The sequence below is a fragment of the Simplicispira sp. GW247-4R2A genome, from assembly GCF_059424465.1.
This window is the reverse complement of the sequence record NZ_JBWKZM010000018.1, coordinates 74,766-93,616: the sequence shown is the minus strand read 5'-3', so window position 1 is coordinate 93,616 and position 18,851 is coordinate 74,766. Positions and strand designations below refer to the sequence as shown.

12 protein-coding genes, 1 tRNA gene and 1 pseudogene are annotated in these 18,851 nt (G+C 63.5%); 7 read left to right on the top strand and 7 right to left on the bottom strand.

The features are described from left to right. Window positions 1–818 precede the first annotated feature (818 nt). Window positions 819–1,264, top strand: a pseudogene (locus tag AC07ZH_RS13295) (transposase); the annotation flags it as partial. Window positions 1,265–1,732: 468 nt separating this feature from the next. On the opposite strand, the gene AC07ZH_RS13290 reads toward AC07ZH_RS13295, so the two are convergent. The 5 genes from AC07ZH_RS13290 to AC07ZH_RS13270 form a co-directional block, all read right to left on the bottom strand. Continuing rightward, window positions 1,733–1,808: transfer RNA gene (locus tag AC07ZH_RS13290), tRNA-Thr, on the bottom strand. Window positions 1,809–1,819: 11 nt separating this feature from the next. Further along, window positions 1,820–2,833 carry a class 1 fructose-bisphosphatase gene (locus AC07ZH_RS13285; RefSeq protein ID WP_119110424.1) on the bottom strand — a complete coding sequence of 338 codons (1,014 nt, stop codon included), beginning with the start codon at window positions 2,831–2,833 and terminating at the stop codon, window positions 1,820–1,822. Continuing rightward, the gene (pepN, locus tag AC07ZH_RS13280; RefSeq protein ID WP_495200143.1) at window positions 2,830–5,559 is read right to left on the bottom strand and encodes an aminopeptidase N; all 2,730 of its coding nucleotides are present in this window, start codon (window positions 5,557–5,559) and stop codon (window positions 2,830–2,832) included. The genes AC07ZH_RS13285 and pepN overlap by 4 nt, the downstream gene beginning before the upstream one ends. A 9-nt stretch (window positions 5,560–5,568) precedes the next feature. Beyond that, window positions 5,569–6,673, bottom strand: a protein-coding gene (gene prfB, locus AC07ZH_RS13275) for a peptide chain release factor 2 (RefSeq protein WP_495200142.1) whose coding sequence is annotated in 2 segments (ribosomal slippage) — window positions 5,569–6,591 and window positions 6,593–6,673 — 1,104 coding nt in all. Because the reading frame shifts where the segments join, the coding sequence is not laid out codon by codon here. 139 nt (window positions 6,674–6,812) lie between these two features. Next, window positions 6,813–9,053 (bottom strand): sensor domain-containing protein, encoded by a 2,241-nt coding sequence (locus tag AC07ZH_RS13270; RefSeq protein WP_495200141.1) that lies wholly within the window; start codon window positions 9,051–9,053, stop codon window positions 6,813–6,815. Window positions 9,054–9,359: 306 nt separating this feature from the next. Here AC07ZH_RS13270 and ppk1 point away from each other — a divergent pair, with 306 nt between their 5' ends. Next, window positions 9,360–11,507: a polyphosphate kinase 1 gene (ppk1, locus tag AC07ZH_RS13265; RefSeq protein WP_495200140.1), complete on the top strand. Its 2,148-nt coding sequence runs from the start codon at window positions 9,360–9,362 to the stop codon at window positions 11,505–11,507. Then, on the top strand, window positions 11,504–11,968 hold the full coding sequence (locus tag AC07ZH_RS13260; protein ID WP_495200148.1) for a SixA phosphatase family protein: 465 nt from the start codon (window positions 11,504–11,506) through the stop codon (window positions 11,966–11,968). Before ppk1 ends, AC07ZH_RS13260 begins: the two co-directional genes overlap by 4 nt. Window positions 11,969–12,068: 100 nt before the next feature. Here the strand turns inward: AC07ZH_RS13260 and AC07ZH_RS13255 are convergent, their stop codons facing one another. Both AC07ZH_RS13255 and AC07ZH_RS13250 read right to left on the bottom strand, forming a co-directional pair. After that, entirely contained in the window at window positions 12,069–13,544 is a 1,476-nt protein-coding gene (locus tag AC07ZH_RS13255; protein ID WP_495200139.1) for a Ppx/GppA phosphatase family protein, read from the bottom strand. 113 nt (window positions 13,545–13,657) lie between these two features. Beyond that, window positions 13,658–14,830 carry an ABC transporter substrate-binding protein gene (locus tag AC07ZH_RS13250; protein ID WP_495200138.1) on the bottom strand — a complete coding sequence of 391 codons (1,173 nt, stop codon included), beginning with the start codon at window positions 14,828–14,830 and terminating at the stop codon, window positions 13,658–13,660. Window positions 14,831–15,005: 175 nt separating this feature from the next. On the opposite strand from AC07ZH_RS13250, the gene pstS reads away from it, so the two are divergent. The 4 genes from pstS (at window position 15,006) to pstB (ending at window position 18,851) form a co-directional block, all read left to right on the top strand. Then, window positions 15,006–16,046 carry a phosphate ABC transporter substrate-binding protein PstS gene (pstS, locus tag AC07ZH_RS13245; RefSeq protein WP_119110432.1) on the top strand — a complete coding sequence of 347 codons (1,041 nt, stop codon included), beginning with the start codon at window positions 15,006–15,008 and terminating at the stop codon, window positions 16,044–16,046. A gap of 123 nt (window positions 16,047–16,169) precedes the next feature. Then, complete coding sequence (pstC, locus tag AC07ZH_RS13240) at window positions 16,170–17,129, top strand: phosphate ABC transporter permease subunit PstC (protein ID WP_119110433.1); 960 nt, start codon at window positions 16,170–16,172, stop codon at window positions 17,127–17,129. Beyond that, window positions 17,126–18,013, top strand: coding sequence for a phosphate ABC transporter permease PstA (pstA, locus tag AC07ZH_RS13235; protein WP_119110434.1), 888 nt, complete (start codon window positions 17,126–17,128; stop codon window positions 18,011–18,013). The genes pstC and pstA overlap by 4 nt, the downstream gene beginning before the upstream one ends. 76 nt (window positions 18,014–18,089) lie before the next feature. Further along, window positions 18,090–18,851: a phosphate ABC transporter ATP-binding protein PstB gene (gene pstB / locus AC07ZH_RS13230; protein ID WP_495200147.1), complete on the top strand. Its 762-nt coding sequence runs from the start codon at window positions 18,090–18,092 to the stop codon at window positions 18,849–18,851.

The window sequence follows — 18,851 nt, the reverse complement described above, 5'->3', positions numbered from 1 at the left end:
ATCATCGCTGCACTGTTCCCCGCTGCGCATGAGCACCGACCTACCTGCGGCTAAAAACAGAATTGTTCAGGGCGGACTAATAAGGCTGATTGCGACAATAGGTTTCTTTTATGCATGATTAGAACGTGCAGAAAACAAATCAAGAACGGCCTTCCTGCAATGACGGCATGTAGTTATATCGCGTTTGGTTATTATGAGGCTGTTGTCCAAGTTGGATTTTTATTTTTTGATCGATCTAACTGTTGCAATCATCGATAGGGCACCTCTAAAAAACCCCTCTCGCGCAAGATTGACACCATATAAATCAATGAGTTGAGAGTAGGAATTTCCGGAATTCAAGGGTTTTATAGGTGCCCGATAGTAATAAGCCAATATTTATCGAAATCTTTATGTCAAAATGTTTTGCTTTTGGATTGATTGGATTTCTTGTTATGTCGATAATCACGGAGGGAGTCATTTTCATTTATATTATTCCGTATTTTATTTTCATTCCGCTAACTTGTAAAATATTGCAATATATTGTTAATAATAGATGGTCTATTTTTGCAAAAATATTATTAATCTGTTGTTTTGCTTCGGCTGACGGTTTATTAATAGTCGCATCGATTAGATCGTTGAGATATTTGGTGGAGCCTATTAACTTCGTCTTGATGGATTTCAATAGGTCGGAAGTGAGGTTGGTTAAATATTTGACGGTGGCATTTGCAATTCAGTTTTTATTATATTTTTGGTACGATACGTGGCACAAGAATAAGGGGAACCTCTAAAAACCCCCATCTCCCGCCCGGGACCATTCCAGCCAACGCGACAATCCCCCGATGAGCAAACCGCAAGCGTGCAGTGCCATTAAGTTCGGCCTCTTCGCCGAAGCTGCGCGCAAGCACAAGATCGAGACCCTGGGCGACCCACTGCAAACAATGGCCCGGCACATCGACTTTGACCACCTCACGCAGGTCATTGATCAACTGCTGCCCAGAGGTGAAGCCACCCGGAAGCCACCCGGGGCGGGCGCCCGGCGTACCCCACAGCGGTCATGGTGCGCATTCTGATCCTGAAGTGTCTCTACAAGCTCAGCGATGAGCAGATGGAATACCAACTGCTCGACCGCATGAGCTACCAGCGTTTTTGTCTGCTCGCCGACAGCGCCAACGTCCCCGATTGCAACACTATCTGGCATTACCAGCAGCGCCTGGGCGTCGATGGCGTGACGGCGCTGCTTAAGGCGGTGGACGGCCAACTGCTGCAGCGCGGCTATACGGCGCAGGGCCACACGAAGACGGAGAGCAACAGCCAAGGGGAGAAGCGCTACGGCTACAACGCGGCGGAGCGGCTCACAAACTTCACCAGCACGCTCGCAGGACAAGCGAATGCACAAATAGAAGCCAACTACCGGTATGACCCGTTTGGGCAACCTCGCCACGACGGATGGAGAAGCCATGCAGGCCATCGTGGCGATGCTAGACCTGATGGATGCGATGCTGGCAGCAGGACAGCGCCAGCAGGAATTGCAAGCGCGTTTTGCTGAGTCCCAAGCCGACTAGACGACGAAGCTTGGCACCCTGTTTAAGACCCAATAGAAGTAAGCGGTAACGTGCACGCGGCTTTCTTTCGCCGACTGGTGCTCGATATCCGTGTGCGGCCACAATCAACAAAACGCGGTGCCGCTGGCTACATGGCGTCACCAAAAGAAAACCCCGCTACCTTTTGAATAGCGGGGTTTCTTTTACTGACTTGGTGCCGGAGAGATGAATCGAACACCCGACCTTCTCATTACGAATGAGCTGCTCTACCGACTGAGCTACACCGGCTTAGCTCAAAATTATAGCCCGGAATGGTAGCTGGTCACGCGTTCAACCTCGTTTTTTGAGCCCAGAATGACGCTGACGCGTTCATGCAGCTTGGTCGGCTGGATGTCCAGGATGCGCTCCTTGCCATTCGTGGCGGCGCCGCCGGCCTGCTCGATGAGCCAGGCCATGGGGTTGGCCTCGTACATCAGGCGCAGCTTGCCGGGCTTGTTGGGTTCGCGTTGATCCCAGGGGTACATGAAGACGCCGCCGCGGGTGAGGATGCGGTGCACGTCGGCCACCATGCTGGCGATCCAGCGCATGTTGAAGTCTTTGCCGCGCGGGCCTTCCTTGCCGGCCAGGCACTCGTCGATGTAGCGGCGCACGGGCGGGGCCCAGTGGCGCATGTTGCTCATGTTGATGGCGAATTCCTGCGTGTCGGCGGGAATGCGCACGTTCTCCTGGGTGAGGACGAACGAACCCTGCTCGCGGTCCAGCGTGAACATGACGACGCCGTCGCCCACGGTCAGCACCAGGGTGGTCTGCGGGCCGTAGACGCAGTAGCCGGCGGCGACCTGGCGGTTGCCGGGCTGCAGAAAATCGCCTTCGTCCACGCCGCGGTCACCTTCGGGCATGTGCAGCACGCTGAAGATGGTGCCGATGCTGACGTTCACGTCGATGTTGCTGGAGCCATCGAGCGGGTCGAACAGCAGCAGGTATTCGCCCTTGGGGTAGCGGTTGGGCACTACGTAGATGGCGTCCATTTCTTCGGACGCCATGCCCGCCAGGTGGCCGCCCCATTCGTTGGCTTCGATCAGCACCTCGTTGGCGATGATGTCGAGCTTCTTCTGGATTTCACCCTGCACGTTTTCGCTGTCGGCACTGCCCAGAACGCCGCCGAGCGCGCCCTTGTTCACCGCGTGGCTGATGCTCTTGCAGGCGCGTGCCACCACTTCGAGCAGCAGGCGCAACTGGCCGGGAATGAGGCCGTCGATACGCTGCTGCTCGACGAGGTAGCGGGTGAGGGAGATTTTTTTGGGGGGTGTCATGGGGTCTCCAGGGCGCGGGTGACCACCTCGCGCACGTCCTTGCTGAGTTTGGCATGTCCGGCCACCTGGGCAATGGCGGCATGCGCCGCGCTGCGCCAGGGTTCGGCCAGCTTGCTCCAGCGGTCCAAGGCGCGCGCCAGGCGGGCGGCGACTTGCGGGTTGATGGCGTCAAGCGCGAGCACGCGGTCGGCCCAGAAGCGGTAGCCGGCGCCGTCTGCGCGGTGAAAGGCGCCAGGGTTGGCGCTGCAGTAGCTGAAGATGAGGCTGCGCGCGCGGTTCGGATTGCCGATCTGGAAGTCCGGGTGCTTCATCAGCGCCTGCACGGCGGGCAGTACGTGGCCGCCGCGATCGGGCGTGCCGGCCTGCAGGGCAAACCATTTGTCGATGACCAGGGCGTCGTCCTTGAACAAGGCATGGAAGCGCACCAGTGCGGCCGCGGCGTGCGGGTGGCCGCTGGTCACCAGGGCTGCAAGTGCAGCAAAGCGGTCGGTCATGTTGCCGGCATCCTTGAAGCGCTGCAGCGTTTTGCCGGGCCAGACGGCGTCACCCGTGTGCTGCGCGGCGAGGCACAGCATGGACAGCGCCTGGCCGGCGAGGGCGCGGCGGCCGGCCGATGCCGCGTCTGGCTGGTAGGCGCTGGTGTCGTGGCTGGCTTCGTAGGCGGCTTCCCAGTCGCCGCGCAGAGCGGTGGCCAGTTGCAGGCGCATGGCTTCGCGCACCGCATGCACGCGCTGCGGGTCCACCACGTCGAGCTGCTCGGCCAGGTAGCTTTCGGAGGGCAGGCTCAGCACCAGCTCCTTGTAGGCGGCGTCGAGCTGCGGGTCGCGCAGTGTGCGGCGCAGGGCGGCGAGCAGGTCCGCGTCCATGATTTCAGCATCAAATGTGCCTCCAGCGCTTGGTGCATCTGCGTTACCAGCTATTGCATTGATAGCGCAGCGCAGCATCAGGCGCTGGCCTGCTTCCCAGCGGTTGAAGGCGTCGGTGTCGTGCGCCAGCAGCGTCAGCAGTTCGGCGTCGGTGTAGGCGTAGTCCAGCCGCACCGGTGCGCTGAACGAGCGCAGCAGCGAAGGCACGGGCGCGCTCGCCACGCCGATGAAGCGCAGCGTCAGGCTGGGCGCGTCGAGCACCACGGTGCGCGTGCTGGCGCCGGGGGCGGTTTCGCCTTCCATCTGCAGGGGCAGGGCGCTGCCGTCCTGTGCCAGCAGGCCCAGTTCGACGGGAATGACGAAAGGCAGCTTGCTCGGCTGGTTCGGTGTGGCTGGGCAGCTTTGGCTGAGCGTGAGGGTGTAGGTTTGCGCGGTGGCGTCGTATTCGCCTTGCGCCTTGACGCAGGGCGTGCCGGCCTGGCTGTACCAGCGTTTGAAGGCATCGAGCCGCGTGGCCAGTTCGCTGCCGGGGTTGGCGTCGGCAATCGCGGCTGCGAAGTCGTCGCAGGTGACGGCCTGGCCGTCGTGGCGCTCGAAGTACAGCTTCATGCCGCGCGCAAAGCCCTCGCGGCCCACCAGGGTGTGCATCATGCGCACCACTTCAGCACCTTTTTCGTAAATGGTGACGGTGTAGAAGTTGTTGATTTCCACGTAGCTTTCGGGCCGCACCGGGTGCGCCATGGGGCCAGCGTCTTCGGGGAACTGCACGGTGCGCAGCACGCGCACATCCTCGATGCGCTTGACGGCGCGGGCCGAGGCGCTGCCCGCCATGTCCATGGAAAATTCCTGGTCGCGGAACACCGTCAGGCCTTCTTTCAGGCTGAGCTGGAACCAGTCGCGGCAGGTGACGCGGTTGCCGGTCCAGTTGTGGAAGTACTCGTGGCCGACCACGCTTTCGATGTTGGAAAAATCAACATCGGTGGCCGTGGCCTGGCTGGCCAGCACGTACTTGGTGTTGAAGATGTTCAGGCCCTTGTTCTCCATGGCGCCCATGTTGAAGTCGCTGGTGGCGACGATCATGAAGCGCTCCAAATCAAGGCTGAGGCCAAAGCGCGTTTCGTCCCACGCGACGCTGGCCATCAGGGAATTCATCGCGTGCTCGGTCTTGCCCAGGTCGCCGGGGCGCACGTACACCTCCAGCAGATGCTCCTTGCCCGTGCGGGACGTGATGCGCTGCTGGCGCGCGACCAGTTTGCCGGCCACCAGGGCGAACAGGTAGCAGGGCTTTTTGTGCGGGTCCACCCATTTGGCGAAGTGCCGGCCGCCATCCAAGTCGCCTTGCTCCACCAGGTTGCCGTTGGAGAGCAGCACCGGGTAGGCGGCCTTGTCGGCGCGCAGAAGCACCTGGTAGCTGGCCATGACGTCCGGGCGGTCGAGGAAGTAGGTGATGCGGCGAAAGCCCTCGGCCTCGCACTGCGTGAAGAACGTGCCCTGGCTCACGTAGAGCCCCATCAGGGCGGTGTTCTTCTCGGGCGCGCAGGTGGTGAAGATCTCCAGGTCAAAACCGGCCTCGTCCTGGGGCAGGTTTTCAAGCACCAATTGGCCTGCGTCCATGCGAAAGGACGTGCCGGCGCCGTTGACCATCACGCGCGCAAGGTTCAGCTCGTCGCCGTCGAGGCGCAGCGGCTGCGCTGGCACGTCCGGGTTGCGGCGCACGCGCATGCGGTTCAGGACGCGTGTCTTAGCCGGGTCGAGGTCGAAGGTGAGGTCTACGGTGTCGATCCACCAGGCCGGGGCCTGGTAGTCGCCGCGGTGGCGGGCGGTGGCGGGTGCCTGGCCGTCTTCGCGCAATGAAAACATGCAGATTCCTTAAATACCTTGCTTCAATGAAGCTTCGATGAAGGCGTCGAGGTCGCCATCCAGCACTTTCTGGGTGGCGGAGATTTCGACGTTGGTGCGCAGGTCCTTGATACGGCTGTTGTCCAGCACATAGCTGCGAATCTGGTGGCCCCAACCGACGTCGGTTTTGGTGTCTTCGAGCTTTTGCGCTTCTTCCTGGCGCTTGCGCATCTCGAAGTCGTAGAGCTTGGAGCGCAGGCGCTGCCAGGCGATGTCGCGGTTGCCGTGCTGGCTGCGCCCGTCCTGGCACTGCACGACGATGCCGGTCGGCAGGTGGGTCAGGCGCACGGCCGAGTCGGTCTTGTTGATGTGCTGGCCGCCTGCGCCGCTGGCGCGGTAGGTGTCGGTGCGCACGTCGGACGGGTTGATGTTGATTTCGATCGAGTCGTCAATTTCCGGATAGACGAACAGCGAGGCAAAACTGGTGTGGCGGCCGCCAGAACTGTCGAACGGCGATTTGCGCACCAGCCGGTGTACGCCGGTTTCGGTGCGCAGCAGGCCGTAGGCGTAATCGCCCTCGATATGGATGGTGGCGCTCTTGAGGCCGGCCACGTCGCCCGGGGTTTCTTCTTCCACCGTCGCCTTGAAGCCCTTGCGCTCGGCGTACTTCAGGTACTGGCGCAGCAGCATGCTGGCCCAATCGCAGGCCTCGGTGCCGCCGGCGCCGGACTGGATGTCGATAAAGCAGTTCAGCGGGTCGGCTTCGGTGCGGAACATGCGGCGGAACTCAAGCGCCTCGATGTCCGGGCGCAGCTTGGCGGTTTCCTGCTCGATGGTGATCAGGCCGGCCTCGTCGCCTTCCTCGCGGCTCATCTCGTAGAGCTCGCTGTTGTCGGCCAGCTCGCGCGTCAGGCGCTCAAGCGTGAGTACCACGCCGTCGAGGGATTTTTTCTCTTTGCCGAGCTCCTGGGCCTTCTTCGGGTCGTTCCAGACCGAGGGGTCTTCGAGCGAGGCGTTTACCGTGCGCAGGCGTTCAAATTTGGCATCGTAGTCAAAGATACCCCCGTAACTCACGGGTGCGCTCCGTGAGGTCTTGCAGGGAGTTGCCGATGAGGTTGATGCGTTCTGCTTCCATGGTGTTGTCTTTGGGTGTCTGGTGAGGAATCGGCCATTTTCTCACGCGCTGCAGACAGAAGTAATTTGCTATTTAGAAGATAGCTGAAAACCTAGGACCAACAAGCGCTGGAGCCTTATTTTTCTCAAAAGTTTGGCCGTCAGGGCACAGGTTGCGTGCCCGCAGCCTGCGAGTGGGCATGCAGCCAGCCGGGCAGGGCGTCGCCCGGCATGGGGCGGGCGTAGTAGTAGCCCTGGGCCTCGGTGCAGCCTTGTTCCCGCAGGAAGGCGAGCTGCTGCGGCGTCTCGACGCCTTCGCCGGTGGTTGCGATGCCCAGGGCCTGCGCCATGCGCACGATGGCGCTGACGAGGGCGCGGTCGCTGGCGTCCTCGCCCAGGTCGCGCACAAAGGACTGGTCGATTTTCAGCTTGTGGATGGGAAAGCGCTTGAGCAGGCTGAGCGACGAATACCCGGTGCCGAAGTCGTCAATGGCGAGCCGCACGCCAAGGGCGTTTAGTTGGTCCATGGTGGCGCTCGCCGACTGCGGGTCGTCCAGGGCCACGCCTTCGGTCAGTTCCAGCTCCAGCGCATGCGCCGGCAGCTCGGCCTGGGCCAGCATCTGGCCGATGCGCTCGGGCATGCCGGGCTGGCGGAACTGCACGGCCGAGAGGTTCACAGCCACGCTGGGCACCGCATGGCCGGCGTGTTGCCAGGCGCGCAACTGCGCCAAGGCCGTACGCAACACCCAATCACCAATGGCCAGAATCTGGCCGCTGTCCTCGGCCAGGGGAATGAATTCGGTGGGCGAGATGGCGCCCAGTTCGGGGTGCTGCCAGCGAAGGAGCGCTTCGACGCCGTGCAGTCGGCCGGTGGCTATGTGGACCTGCGGCTGGTAGTGCAGCGTGAACTGCCCGCGCTCCAGCGCGCGCCGCAACGCGTTCTCCAGCGTCAGGGCACGGGCCGATTGGGCCTGCATCTCGGGCGTGAAGAACCGGTGGGTATTGCGCCCGCCCTGCTTGGCGCGGTACATGGCCACGTCGGCCGACTGCGTAAGCGTTTCGAAATCTGCGCCGTCGCGAGGGAACACGGCAATGCCCATCGAGGGCGCCATGGTCAGCTCGTGGTGTCCGATCTGGTAGGGCGTCTTGGAGGCATCGAGCAGTTTGCCCGCCACGCGTTCCGCGCCCCTGGCATCGGCGCCGGGCAGCAGCAGAATGAACTCGTCACCGCCGAGGCGGCAGACCGTGTCCTTGTCGCGCACCACGGCGCGCAGGCGCTCGGCAATGGCGACCAGCAGGGCATCGCCGACGCGGTGACCCAGCGAGTCGTTGACGTGTTTGAAATGGTCGAGGTCGAGAAAGACGACGGCCAGCGGTGTATTGTTTTGCTGAGCAGCGCTGATGGCGTCGCGGCTGCGCTCGGCCAGCAGCGTGCGGTTGGGCAGGCCGGTCAAGGCGTCGTAGTGGGCGAGCCAGTGGATGCGGTCGCGGTCGGCGCGGCGCTCTTTCATTTCGCGGTGCAGGGTGTCGACGGTGTCGCTGAGCTCGCGCGTGCGTTCCTGCACTTGGCGCTCGAGCTCGGCCTGGGCCTGGGCCACTGCGGCCTGGGCGCTGCGGCGCTCGGTCACGTCCATCACGGTCCACAGCGATCCCAACGCGGGCTTGCCAGGATGCAAGGCCCGGCTGCAGACTTCGCAGACGATCTGGCGGCCGTCCTTGCGGCAAATGGTGACTTCGCCCGCAAACGAATCGCCGCGCTGCAGTACCGGATAGCTGCGCTGCGCAATGTCGTCCCACTCGGCGTCGGTGGCGTACCACTGCCGCGTCGAGCAGCCGGTCAGCTCGCCCGGACCGTAGCCCAGCATGTTTTCAAAGAAGCTGTTGCAGCGCGTCATCTTGCGGTCGACGAGGTAGACGATGCCCACCATGGCGTGGTCGAACAAAGTCTGCTTTTCCCACAAAGCGGCTTCCAGCTGGTTCTGCGCGGCTTTTTGCGCATCGAGGTCATCGATGACCCAGACAGCACCGTCCAGCGGTTCGGCCGCATTGATCAGGCTGCCGGTGAGGCGGGCCCAGAAGCGCTGGCCGCCCCGCCGCCGCATTTCGCGCTCAGTGGTGTAGGGCTTGCCGGCCGCGATCACGGGAAAGGCTGCGCGCCCCAGATCGCGATAGGCCGCTCGACCCAGGGAAAAGCTCTCGCTGCGCTGGCCAATCAATTCGGCCGCCGAGGCATAGCCGAACAACTGTGCAAACCGGGCATTGCAGCGCACCACCTGCCGTTCGCGGATGAAAACGATGCCCGCGCCCGCGTTGTCCAGCAGCGCCTGCAACTCGTGCAGGGTGCGCTCAGGCGAAGCCGTGTTGGGGGGCGCGGCAGAAAGGGAGGGGGCAAACTCGTTCAATGAAACAGCGGTGCGGAGGCGGCCGGGCGGGTGCAGGGGGCCTTGGCTGCGAGATTGTATGCAATTGTTTCACCATCCGCCGTGGGCGCGCCTGAATCCAACGGGGAATAAGTGTATGCGCAGTGTCTGGTCGCGGGTGACTCGCTGGTTCCCGGCGCGGGTGCGGGAACGGGAGCGTCACGGGCGTGTCACAAAGGCTGGACAAACTACCAAGCACACCGAGCGCGGCGCGCGTACGCCACTGGCCTCGCTGGTGCGGCCTGGCTGTCGCAGGCTGTCCTATTGCTCTGAGGGTTCCGCTCGCCTATGCTTCGTCCGCTCCTGTGCCTCGCTGTGCCAACACCTGTCGAAGACGTGGCGCCGCCGCCTGGGCCGCCTACGCACGCACCTGCCGTGCCCCGACTGGAAGCCGCGCTGCTGGATCGCGATCTGAGCATCCTGGCGTTCAACCAACGCGTTTTTGACTGGGCAGCGCGGGCCGACGTGCCGTTGCTCGAGCGCCTGCGCTTCCTGGCCATCGTGTCGTCCAACCTGGACGAGTTTTTTGAAGTGCGGGCCGAGCCGCACCTGGCGTCCGCGCGCAACTCGGTGGCCGGCCGGCCGGCCTTCGAGGCCATTGCCGCCACGGTGCGCCAATTGGTGAACCGGCAGTACGCGCTCTACCAGAACGAATTGCTCCCCCAACTGGCGCTGCATGGGATCCGGGTGATCGCACATGGTGAGCGGTCGCCCGCACAGCGCCGCTGGGTGCGCGCGCTGTTCGAGCGCGAATTGCGTCCCTTGCTGCTGCCGGTGAGCCTGGACCCCGCGCACCCCTTTCCCCAAGTGGCCAACAAGTCGCTCAATTTCATCGTCCGGCTCTCCGGCAGCGACGCATTTGGCCGCCACAACGAAGTGGCGATCGTGCGCGTGCCGCGGGCCCTGCCGCGCTTTTTCCGCCTTCCGGCCTCCGTCGCGCCTGAAGGCCGGCAGTTTGTCAGCGTCTCAAGCGTGGTGCGCGCGCACCTGTCCGATCTCTTCGTGGGCCGTGAGGTGACGGAGCTGTCGCAGTTTCGCGTCACGCGCCATTCGGATCTGGCGGTGGACGAGGAAGACGTGCGCAATCTGCGCACCGTGCTGCGCCAGGGTCTGCAGCAGCGCAATTTCGGGCAGGCGGTGCGGCTCGAAGTGTCGGCGGGCTGTACGGAGTTTCTCTGCGCCTTCCTGCTGCGCCAGTTTGAACTGCCCGAGGCGGCCATGTACCGCGTGGAAGGCCCGGTGAATCTGGTGCGCTTGTCGCAACTGGTCGATATGGCCAGCGAGCCTTCCCTGTTGTTTCTGGTCTGGACGCCGCGTTGGCCTCGGGATTTGCCGCACACAGGCTCGCTGTTCGCGCATCTGCACGCAGGGGACGTGCTGGCGCACCAGCCGTACGAGAGTTTCGATGCGGTGCTGGCGCTGCTGCGCGAGGCCGTGTTCGATCCGGCAGTGGTTGCCATCAAGCAGACCATTTACCGCACCGGCTCGGACTTGCAGTTGCTGGAACTTTTGCGCGAGGCCGTGCGCCTGGGTAAGGAAGTGATGGTGGTGGTGGAACTGAAGGCGCGCTTTGACGAGGAGGCCAACATCAACTGGGCCGAGGCGCTCGAGAGCGCTGGCGCCCAGGTGGTGTATGGCGTGCTGGGCCTCAAAACGCACGCCAAGATGCTGCTCATCACCCGGCGCGAGGGCCGGCGCATGCGGCGCTATGGCCATCTTTCCACGGGCAACTACAACGCACGAACGGCGCGCTTGTATACCGACCTGAGCTACATGACGGCCGACCCCCTGCTTACCGCCGACATGGACCAGGTTTTCAGCCATCTGGCCAGCCAGAGTGTTCTGCCGCGCATGCGGCGCCTGCTGGTGGCGCCGTTTCACCTGCAGCGGCGCATGCTCGAGCGCGTGGCCGCGGTGGGTAAGGCGGCAGCGCAGGGGCAGGAGGCGCGCATCGTCCTCAAGATGAATGCCCTCACGGACGAAGCGCTGGCGCTGGCGCTGCTGAAAGCGGGGGCCCAGGGGGCGCGTATCGACCTGATCGTGCGCGGCGCCTGCATCGTGCCCGCGTGCGTTCCGGGCGTGAGCGACAACATTCGGGTGCGCTCGGTGATCGGCCGCTTTCTGGAGCATGCGCGCGTGTTTTATTTTGCGCACGGTGAGGAGCAGGTGCTGTATCTCTCCAGCGCCGACTGGATGAACCGCAACATGCTGCGCCGCGTCGAACTGGCGTGGCCGGTGTCCGATCCGCGCCTGCGCCAGCGCATCATTGACGAGTGCCTGGTCGGAGCGCTGCACGATGACCGCGACGCCTGGCAGTTGCGACCCGACGGCAGCTATGCCCGTGCGCCGCATCCCGTCACCGGCAACAGCGTTCAGGCCGCGCTGATGGCGCGTTACGCCCAGTGCGCAAGCGATGCGGCGTGCTGCGCCCGGTGATGGATCTCATCCTCTGGCGCCATGCGGAAGCCGCTCCAGGCGGCGCCGGCCTTGAAGACCTGCGGCGTCCGCTGACAGCGCGCGGCGAGCGCCAGGCGACGCGCATGGCCCGGTGGCTGGACAGCCAGTTGCCCGAAGGCCTGCGCGTGTTGTGCAGCCCGGCGCTGCGCACCGAGCAGACGGCGCGCACCCTGGGGCGCAAGCTCAGGCTGTGCGCCGAACTGGCGCCGGGCGGCAGCGCGCAGGATCTGCTCGACTGCGCGCGCTGGCCGCAGGGGCGCGGCACGGTGCTGGTCGTCGGGCACCAGCCCGTGCTGGGCGAGGTGCTGGCCCAGACGCTTGGCCTGGCGGGCGGGGCCTGCGCAGTGCGCAAGGGCGCGGTGTGGTGGCTGCGCCAGCGCCAGCGCGTGGACGCATGGGAAACCGTGCTGCTGGCAGTGCAGTCGCCTGAGCTTCTTTAGGTCAACTATATGATGAAAATCTGCCGATAACGCAATACCACTATAGGAACACAGCTATATTTACCATAGCAAACGACAGCGCGGATGGCGCGGGAGCGGTTCAGGGCAGATCAAGCTGCAAGTCCCAGGGCGTTTTGTTCCATGCCGCCGCTTCCTCTTGCAGCAGGTAGGCCGATTGCGGAAATTCGCTTGCCCAGCCGGGCCGTGCCTGCAGGGCAAAGCGCTGACCGGACAGGCGCAGGCTCAGCCCTTCGGTTGACGGGTCGCGCCGTGCATGGCACAAGGCTTTGGCCAGCCGCAGGCACAGCAGTTGCAGGGCCAGCGTGGTGTCGCTCATGTCCACATCCAGTTTGCGTGGCTTGCCGCGCTGGCCGAGCACCAGCGTACCCAGTTGGGCGAGCTCGTCGCGCGAGAAGCCGGCCGCGTCGGTGTTGTCCAGGATGTAGGCGCCGTGGCGGTGCGCATCGACATGCGAGACGATGCAGCCGATTTCATGCAACTGCGCCGCCCAGGCCAGTTCTCGTGCGCCCATCGCCCCGGGGCCGCGCAGTTGCCCGTACAAATCCACCGCCGTGCGCGCCACGCGTGCAGCCTGGTCCACATCGACGGCAAAGCGTTGCATGAGTGTCTGCACGGTGAGCACGCGCAGGTCGGATTCGGGGTGTTCGCGCTGGACCATGTCGTACAGCACGCCCTGGCGTAGCGCTCCCTGGGCCACGTTAAGGCTGTCGATGCGCAGCAGGTCGAACACGGCACACAGCACGCTGATGCCGCCCCCGATCACCGGACGCCGGTCTTCCTTGAGGCCGTCCAGGCGCACGCGGTCGGCGCTTTGCGCGCGCAGCAACTGGGCTTTGAGCCAGAGCAGGCCGTCGCGGCCGATGCGATCGCGCTCGAAACCCGCGCCCGCCAGAATGTCCGCCACCGCCCCCACCGTGCCCGAGGCGCCGTAGGCCAACTCCCAGTGGCTGGACGAAAACATCTCCGCCGCATCTTCCAAGGCCGCTTGTGCGGCGACCTCGGCGCGCTCGAAGGCATTGGCGGTAAAGCGGCCATCGGCGAAATACTGCGCCGACCAGGCGACGCTGCCCACACGGTAGGAGGCAACGGCGCGTGCGTCGAATTGCTGGCCCAGGATAAGCTCGGTCGAGCGACCGCCGATGTCGATCACCAGCCTGCGCTCGTCCGACTGCGGCAGCAGGTGCGCCACGCCCTGGTAGATGAGGCGGGCCTCCTCGGGGCCGGAGACCAGGTCGATCGCATGGCCCAGCACCTCGCTGCCGCGGTGCAGAAAGGCTTCCCGGTTGTTGGCCTCGCGCAGTGTCTGCGTGGCCACCGCGCGTACCTGTGTGTGCGCAAAGCCCCCCAGCCGTTCGGCAAAGCGCGCCAGGCAGTCCCAGCCGCGCTGCATGGCGTCCAGGCTCAGGTTGTGGTCTTCGTCCAGCCCGCCTCCCAGGCGCACGGTTTCTTTGAGGTATTCCACGCGCTGGATATGGCCGTTGTCTTGCCGGCCGATCTCAAGGCGAAAGCTGTTGGATCCAAGATCGACGGCGGCGAGCAACATTCCGTTTTGCATTGTGGAAAAAATAGAGGGGAAAAATAGGGAAAATCAGACGGTTGGCGGTGTTGGGCAGGATAGCACCCGCGTGCGCCGCGCCCGGCCCGGCCGGCACTGCGGTAGCCCGCTGGTCAGCCGATCAGTCGCCCATCGGCAGACAGCATGGTCTGGGTCACGTAGCCGCTGCGGCGCTCGGCGCCTTCGCAGCGCACCATGAAGCCATCCACATCGGTGTCCTTGCGCTCGCGCAGCGCCTGCAGGACGCTGGCGCGGGTGATGCCCGTGCGCATGCCCGAGAGCATGGCTGCGGTGTAGCGTGCCGCCACGAAGCCGGCCAAGCCCTGGGGCGATGGCGGTTCGTCGTAGTAGTGTGCGAGCGCCTGGCGGTAGGCCCGTACCACGCCGGTACTTGAGGTCAGCAGTGGCACCGCCTGCGTCGCAATGACGGAGGAGTGGTGGGGCACGCCGCCCATTTGCCCGAGCACCTGCAGGTTCACATCGGCCAGCGTAATGATGTAGCGGTGGCCGCCCGGCTGGGCTGGCAGGCGCTGTGCGAACGCGTGCAGTTCAGGTGTACCGCCCACGAACAACACGATGGCCTGGGTCTGCTCGGCCTGGCGTTCGGCGCTGCTGGGCGCCTGGCCCGGCGCAGGCAGGGAGCGCAGTTTCAGGCCCAGGGTAGCGGCCGCCTGCTCGACCGCGGGCAAGGCTGCATCGCGTTGACGGGCATGGGAAAACGCGACCCCGATTTCCCGCACGCCCACACTGGACAGGGAGCTGAGCGCATGGGCCATCTGTTCGCGGTAGCCCGGAAAAATACCGAATACGGCGCTGCTGTCGGGGTAGGTGTCCTCTGCCTGTACCCAGGGGGCCACCTGCGCCAGCGTGGCCCCGCCTGGGCTTTTGGCCTGCAGTCCGGTCAGGGTGCGGGTGGCCGCGTCTCCCACGCAGCCCGACAGGACCACGCAGTTGGCCGTTGCCTCGATGCGCTGCCAGGCATCACGCGTGCCCTGGGCACTGCCGTCGGTGACAAAGCTCAGGTGGCGCACGGGGCGGCCCTGCACACCTCCCGCGGCATTGATGCTTTGCCAGGCGGCCTGTGAACCGACAAGGAAATCGCGCCCCACGTCCTGCAGGTTGGCGGACATATCGACCACCTGGGCCACGGCAATCGGCGTGGTGTCGGTGCCGGGTGACCGTGGTTGGGCTGCAGACGGCAGGCCCCACAGGGCAAGGGCCGAGCTGGCGGCGTGCAAAAAACCCCTGCGGCTGATGGGAAGGCTGGAGCGCAAACCTGAAGGCATGGCAAACCCGCGCGAAGCGGTTGGTGGAAGAAGCGCTCAGCGTATATTTGTGCCGTGACGGTGCTGTGACACTGGTGGTTTCGACGGATGCAGGGAGTCGCACATGTCACAGACATGTCACATTGAGCGCCTAAATTGCACTTGCTTTCCATCAACCAAGGCAAGGGGTTTTGCAATGAACGGTTCAATGATTCGAATTTTGGTCTCTGGCGCAGTGGCTGTGGCGTTTGCTGGCGGCGCGTACGCGCAGCAAGAGGCTACCGGCGCTGGCGCCAGCTTTCCCGCGCCGCTGTATGCCAAATGGGCGTCTGACTACAACAAGGCGACCGGCGTGCGCATCAATTACCAGTCGGTTGGTTCGGGCGCCGGCATCCACCAGATCGACGCCAAGACGGTGGACTTTGGTGCTTCTGATATGCCCCTGGAAGATAAGGACCTGGCTCAGAAGGGCTTGATGCAGTTCCCCACCGTGATCGGTGGCGTGGTGCCGGTGGTCAATATTCAAGGTATCGAAGCCGGCCAGATGAAGTTGAGTGGGCACGTGCTGGGCGATATTTATCTGGGCAAGATCAAGCGCTGGAACGATCCTGCCATCGTGGCGCTCAACCCTGGCGTGAAGCTGCCTGATGCCGATATTTCTCCGGTGCGCCGCGCAGACGGTTCGGGCACCAGCTTCATTTTCACCAATTACCTGAGCAAGGTGAATGCCGAGTGGAAGTCCTCCGTGGGCGTAGGCACGACAGTGAAATGGCCCACCGGCGCGGGTGGCAAGGGCAACGAGGGTGTTGCTGCCTTCGTCGGCCGTCTGCCCAACTCCATTGGCTACGTGGAGTACGCCTACGTCAAGCAAAACAAGATGAAGTACGTGCAGCTGTCCAACAGCACCGGCACCTTTGTCTCGCCTGAGGACAAGGCTTTCAAGGCCGCCGCGGCGGGCGCCGAATGGAACAAGAGCTTCTACCAGATCCTCACCGATGAGCCTGGCAAAGACTCATGGCCCATCACGGGCGCTACCTTTATTTTGATGCACAAGGTGCAGGACAAGCCCATGCAGGCCACCACGGTACTCAAGTTCTTTGATTGGGCCTACACCCATGGTGACAAGACGGCGGCCGATCTGGACTACGTGCCCATGCCCGATAGCGTGAAGGCCGTGATCATGAAGGCCTGGGGCGAGATCAAGGACAGCTCGGGCAAGGCCGTTACGTTCAAGTAAGCGCGGTTGGGCGCGGCGCATTGGGCGCCGCCGCCCGATTTCGATCACCAGGACAGCCTAGTGTCTACACTTACCGTTTCCTCCGCGCCAGGCGCCCATGCTCTGGCGGGCGCCCAGAAGAATATGCCTCCACCGCGTAAGTTTCGAATCTCCGGCGTACTGGCCGACCGTGTTTTTGCGCTGCTTGCGCATGCGGCGGCCTGGCTCACCCTGGCAACTTTGGCAGGGATCCTGGTGTCCCTGGTCATCGGGGCCTGGCCCGCTATCGAAGCCTATGGGCTGGGCTTTCTGACCAATAGCGTGTGGGACCCGGTGAAGGATGAGTACGGTGGTCTGGTGATGATTTACGGCACCTTGGCCACCTCGGCCATCGCCTTGCTGATTGCCGTACCGGTGAGTTTCGGCATTGCGCTGTTCCTCACCGAGCTCTCACCCGGCTGGCTCAGGCGCCCGCTGGGCACGGCCATCGAGTTGTTGGCTGCCGTTCCGTCCATCGTCTACGGCATGTGGGGCCTGATGGTGTTTGGCCCCATTCTGGCGACCTGGGTGCAGGCGCCGCTGCAAAAGTTGTTTTCTGGCGTGCCGTATCTGGGTGCGCTGGTGTCAGGTCCGCCCGTGGGCATTGGCATTTTGTCGGCGGGCATCATCCTGGCGATCATGATCATTCCGTTTATCTCGGCGGTGATGCGAGATGTGTTTGAAGTGACGCCCACGTTGCTCAAAGAGTCGGCCTACGGCTTGGGCTCGACGACCTGGGAGGTGGTCTCCAAGGTCGTGCTGCCCTATACCAAGACGGGGGTTCTGGGTGGCATCATGCTGGGGCTGGGCCGTGCGCTGGGCGAGACCATGGCGGTCACCTTTGTGATCGGCAACATGAATCAGCTCGATTCGTTGTCGCTGTTTGCCGCCGCCAACAGCATCACGTCCGCGCTCGCCAACGAGTTCGCCGAGGCGGGCGAGGGGCTGCACCAGGCGTCGCTGATCTACCTGGGGCTGGTGCTGTTTTTTATTACCTTCGTGGTGCTGGGGTTGTCAAAAATTCTGCTGCTGCGCCTGCAGAAGAACGAAGGAGCCCGGTCATGAGCAGCACCTCGCAAACCTTGATTTCAGCGGCCGACCTGGGCGCTGCACGGGCCGCGCGTTTTGCCAGGCGCAAGCGCGTCAACCGCATTGCGCTGGGTCTGTCGCTGCTGGCCATGGTGTTCGGCGTGTTCTGGTTGGTGTGGATTCTTTGGGAAACCCTCCGCTTGGGTCTGGGCGGGTTGTCGTTGGCGCTGTTCACCGAAATGACGCCGCCGCCCAACGAAGCGGGGGGGCTGTCGAACGCCATTTTTGGCTCGCTCACCATGGTGGCGCTGGCCACCTTCGTGGGCACGCCGATCGGCATCCTGGCGGGCATTTACCTGTCGGAGTACGACACCCACGGCCCGCTGGCGCAGGTCACACGCTTTGTGAACGACATCCTGCTCTCGGCGCCCAGCATCGTGATCGGCTTGTTCGTCTATACCGTCATGGTGACGCGCTTCAAAAGCTTCTCTGGCTACGCCGGGGGGTTGGCGCTGGCGCTGATCGTGGTGCCGGTGGTCATTCGCACGACCGAGAACATGCTGCTGCTGGTGCCGGCGGGCCTGCGCGAGGCCGCCTATGCCTTGGGCACGCCGAAGTGGAAGGTGATTTCTTTCATCACGCTGCGCGCGGCGCGGGCCGGCGTCATCACCGGTGTGCTGCTCGCGGTGGCGCGCATCGCGGGCGAGACGGCGCCGCTGCTGTTTACCGCGCTGAACAACCAGTTCTGGAACGCCGACCTGTCCAAGCCCATGGCCAGCTTGCCGGTGACCATCTTCAAGTTCGCCATGAGCCCCTACGAGAACTGGCAGAAGCTGGCCTGGGCGGGGGTGTTCCTCATCACCATGGCCGTGCTGGCCCTCAACATCCTGGCGCGCGTGCTCACGCGCGTCAAAAAATGAAACGGCGTAAGCCGTCTGTTTGGACACCATGCTGACCACCACGCTTGCACCGCCTTCCAGGCTGAACACTGCCGCCATGCCGACTGCGCCCAAGATCACGGTGCGCAACCTGAACTTCTATTACGGCAAGTTCCATGCGCTCAAGGGCATCAACCTCGACATTCCTGAGAACAAGGTCACCGCGTTCATCGGGCCGTCGGGATGCGGCAAATCGACGCTTCTGCGCACGTTCAACCGCATGTTTGAGCTCTATCCCGAGCAGCGCGCCGAAGGCGAGATCGTGCTAGACGGCGAGAATCTGCTGACCAGCAAGCAGGATGTGGCCCTGCTGCGCGCCAAGGTCGGCATGGTGTTTCAGAAGCCCACGCCGTTTCCCATGTCGATCTACGACAACATCGCTTTTGGCGTCAAGCTGTTCGACAGCTTGAGTGCTCCTGAGATGGACGAGCGCGTGGAATGGGCGCTGCGCAAGGCAGCGCTCTGGACAGAGGTGCGCGACAAGCTCCATCAGAGCGGCGCCAGCCTCTCGGGCGGACAACAGCAGCGTCTGTGCATTGCGCGCGGCATTGCCATCAAACCCGAAGTGCTGCTGCTCGACGAGCCGTGTTCCGCGCTCGACCCCATTTCAACCGCCAAGGTCGAGGAGCTGATTGCCGAGCTCAAGGCCGATTACACCGTGGTCATCGTGACCCACAACATGCAGCAGGCGGCCCGCTGCAGCGACTACACCGCTTACATGTACCTCGGCGATCTGATGGAATTTGGCGAAACAGAGCAGTTGTTCGTCAAGCCCAAGCGCAGCGAAACGGAAGACTACATCACCGGCCGATTTGGCTGA

Excerpts from the sequence above, each read along its gene's own strand:
- pstA (WP_119110434.1), top strand. The coding sequence starts at position 17,126 with ATGAGCAGCACCTCGCAAACCTTGATTTCAGCGGCCGACCTGGGCGCT.
- AC07ZH_RS13255 (WP_495200139.1), bottom strand. The coding sequence starts at position 13,544 with ATGCAAAACGGAATGTTGCTCGCCGCCGTCGATCTTGGATCCAACAGC.
- pstC (WP_119110433.1), top strand. The coding sequence starts at position 16,170 with ATGCCTCCACCGCGTAAGTTTCGAATCTCCGGCGTACTGGCCGACCGT.
- pepN (WP_495200143.1), bottom strand. The coding sequence starts at position 5,559 with ATGTTTTCATTGCGCGAAGACGGCCAGGCACCCGCCACCGCCCGCCAC.
- AC07ZH_RS13285 (WP_119110424.1), bottom strand. The coding sequence starts at position 2,833 with ATGACACCCCCCAAAAAAATCTCCCTCACCCGCTACCTCGTCGAGCAG.
- ppk1 (WP_495200140.1), top strand. The coding sequence starts at position 9,360 with ATGCTTCGTCCGCTCCTGTGCCTCGCTGTGCCAACACCTGTCGAAGAC.
- AC07ZH_RS13250 (WP_495200138.1), bottom strand. The coding sequence starts at position 14,830 with ATGCCTTCAGGTTTGCGCTCCAGCCTTCCCATCAGCCGCAGGGGTTTT.
- pstS (WP_119110432.1), top strand. The coding sequence starts at position 15,006 with ATGAACGGTTCAATGATTCGAATTTTGGTCTCTGGCGCAGTGGCTGTG.
- pstB (WP_495200147.1), top strand. The coding sequence starts at position 18,090 with ATGCCGACTGCGCCCAAGATCACGGTGCGCAACCTGAACTTCTATTAC.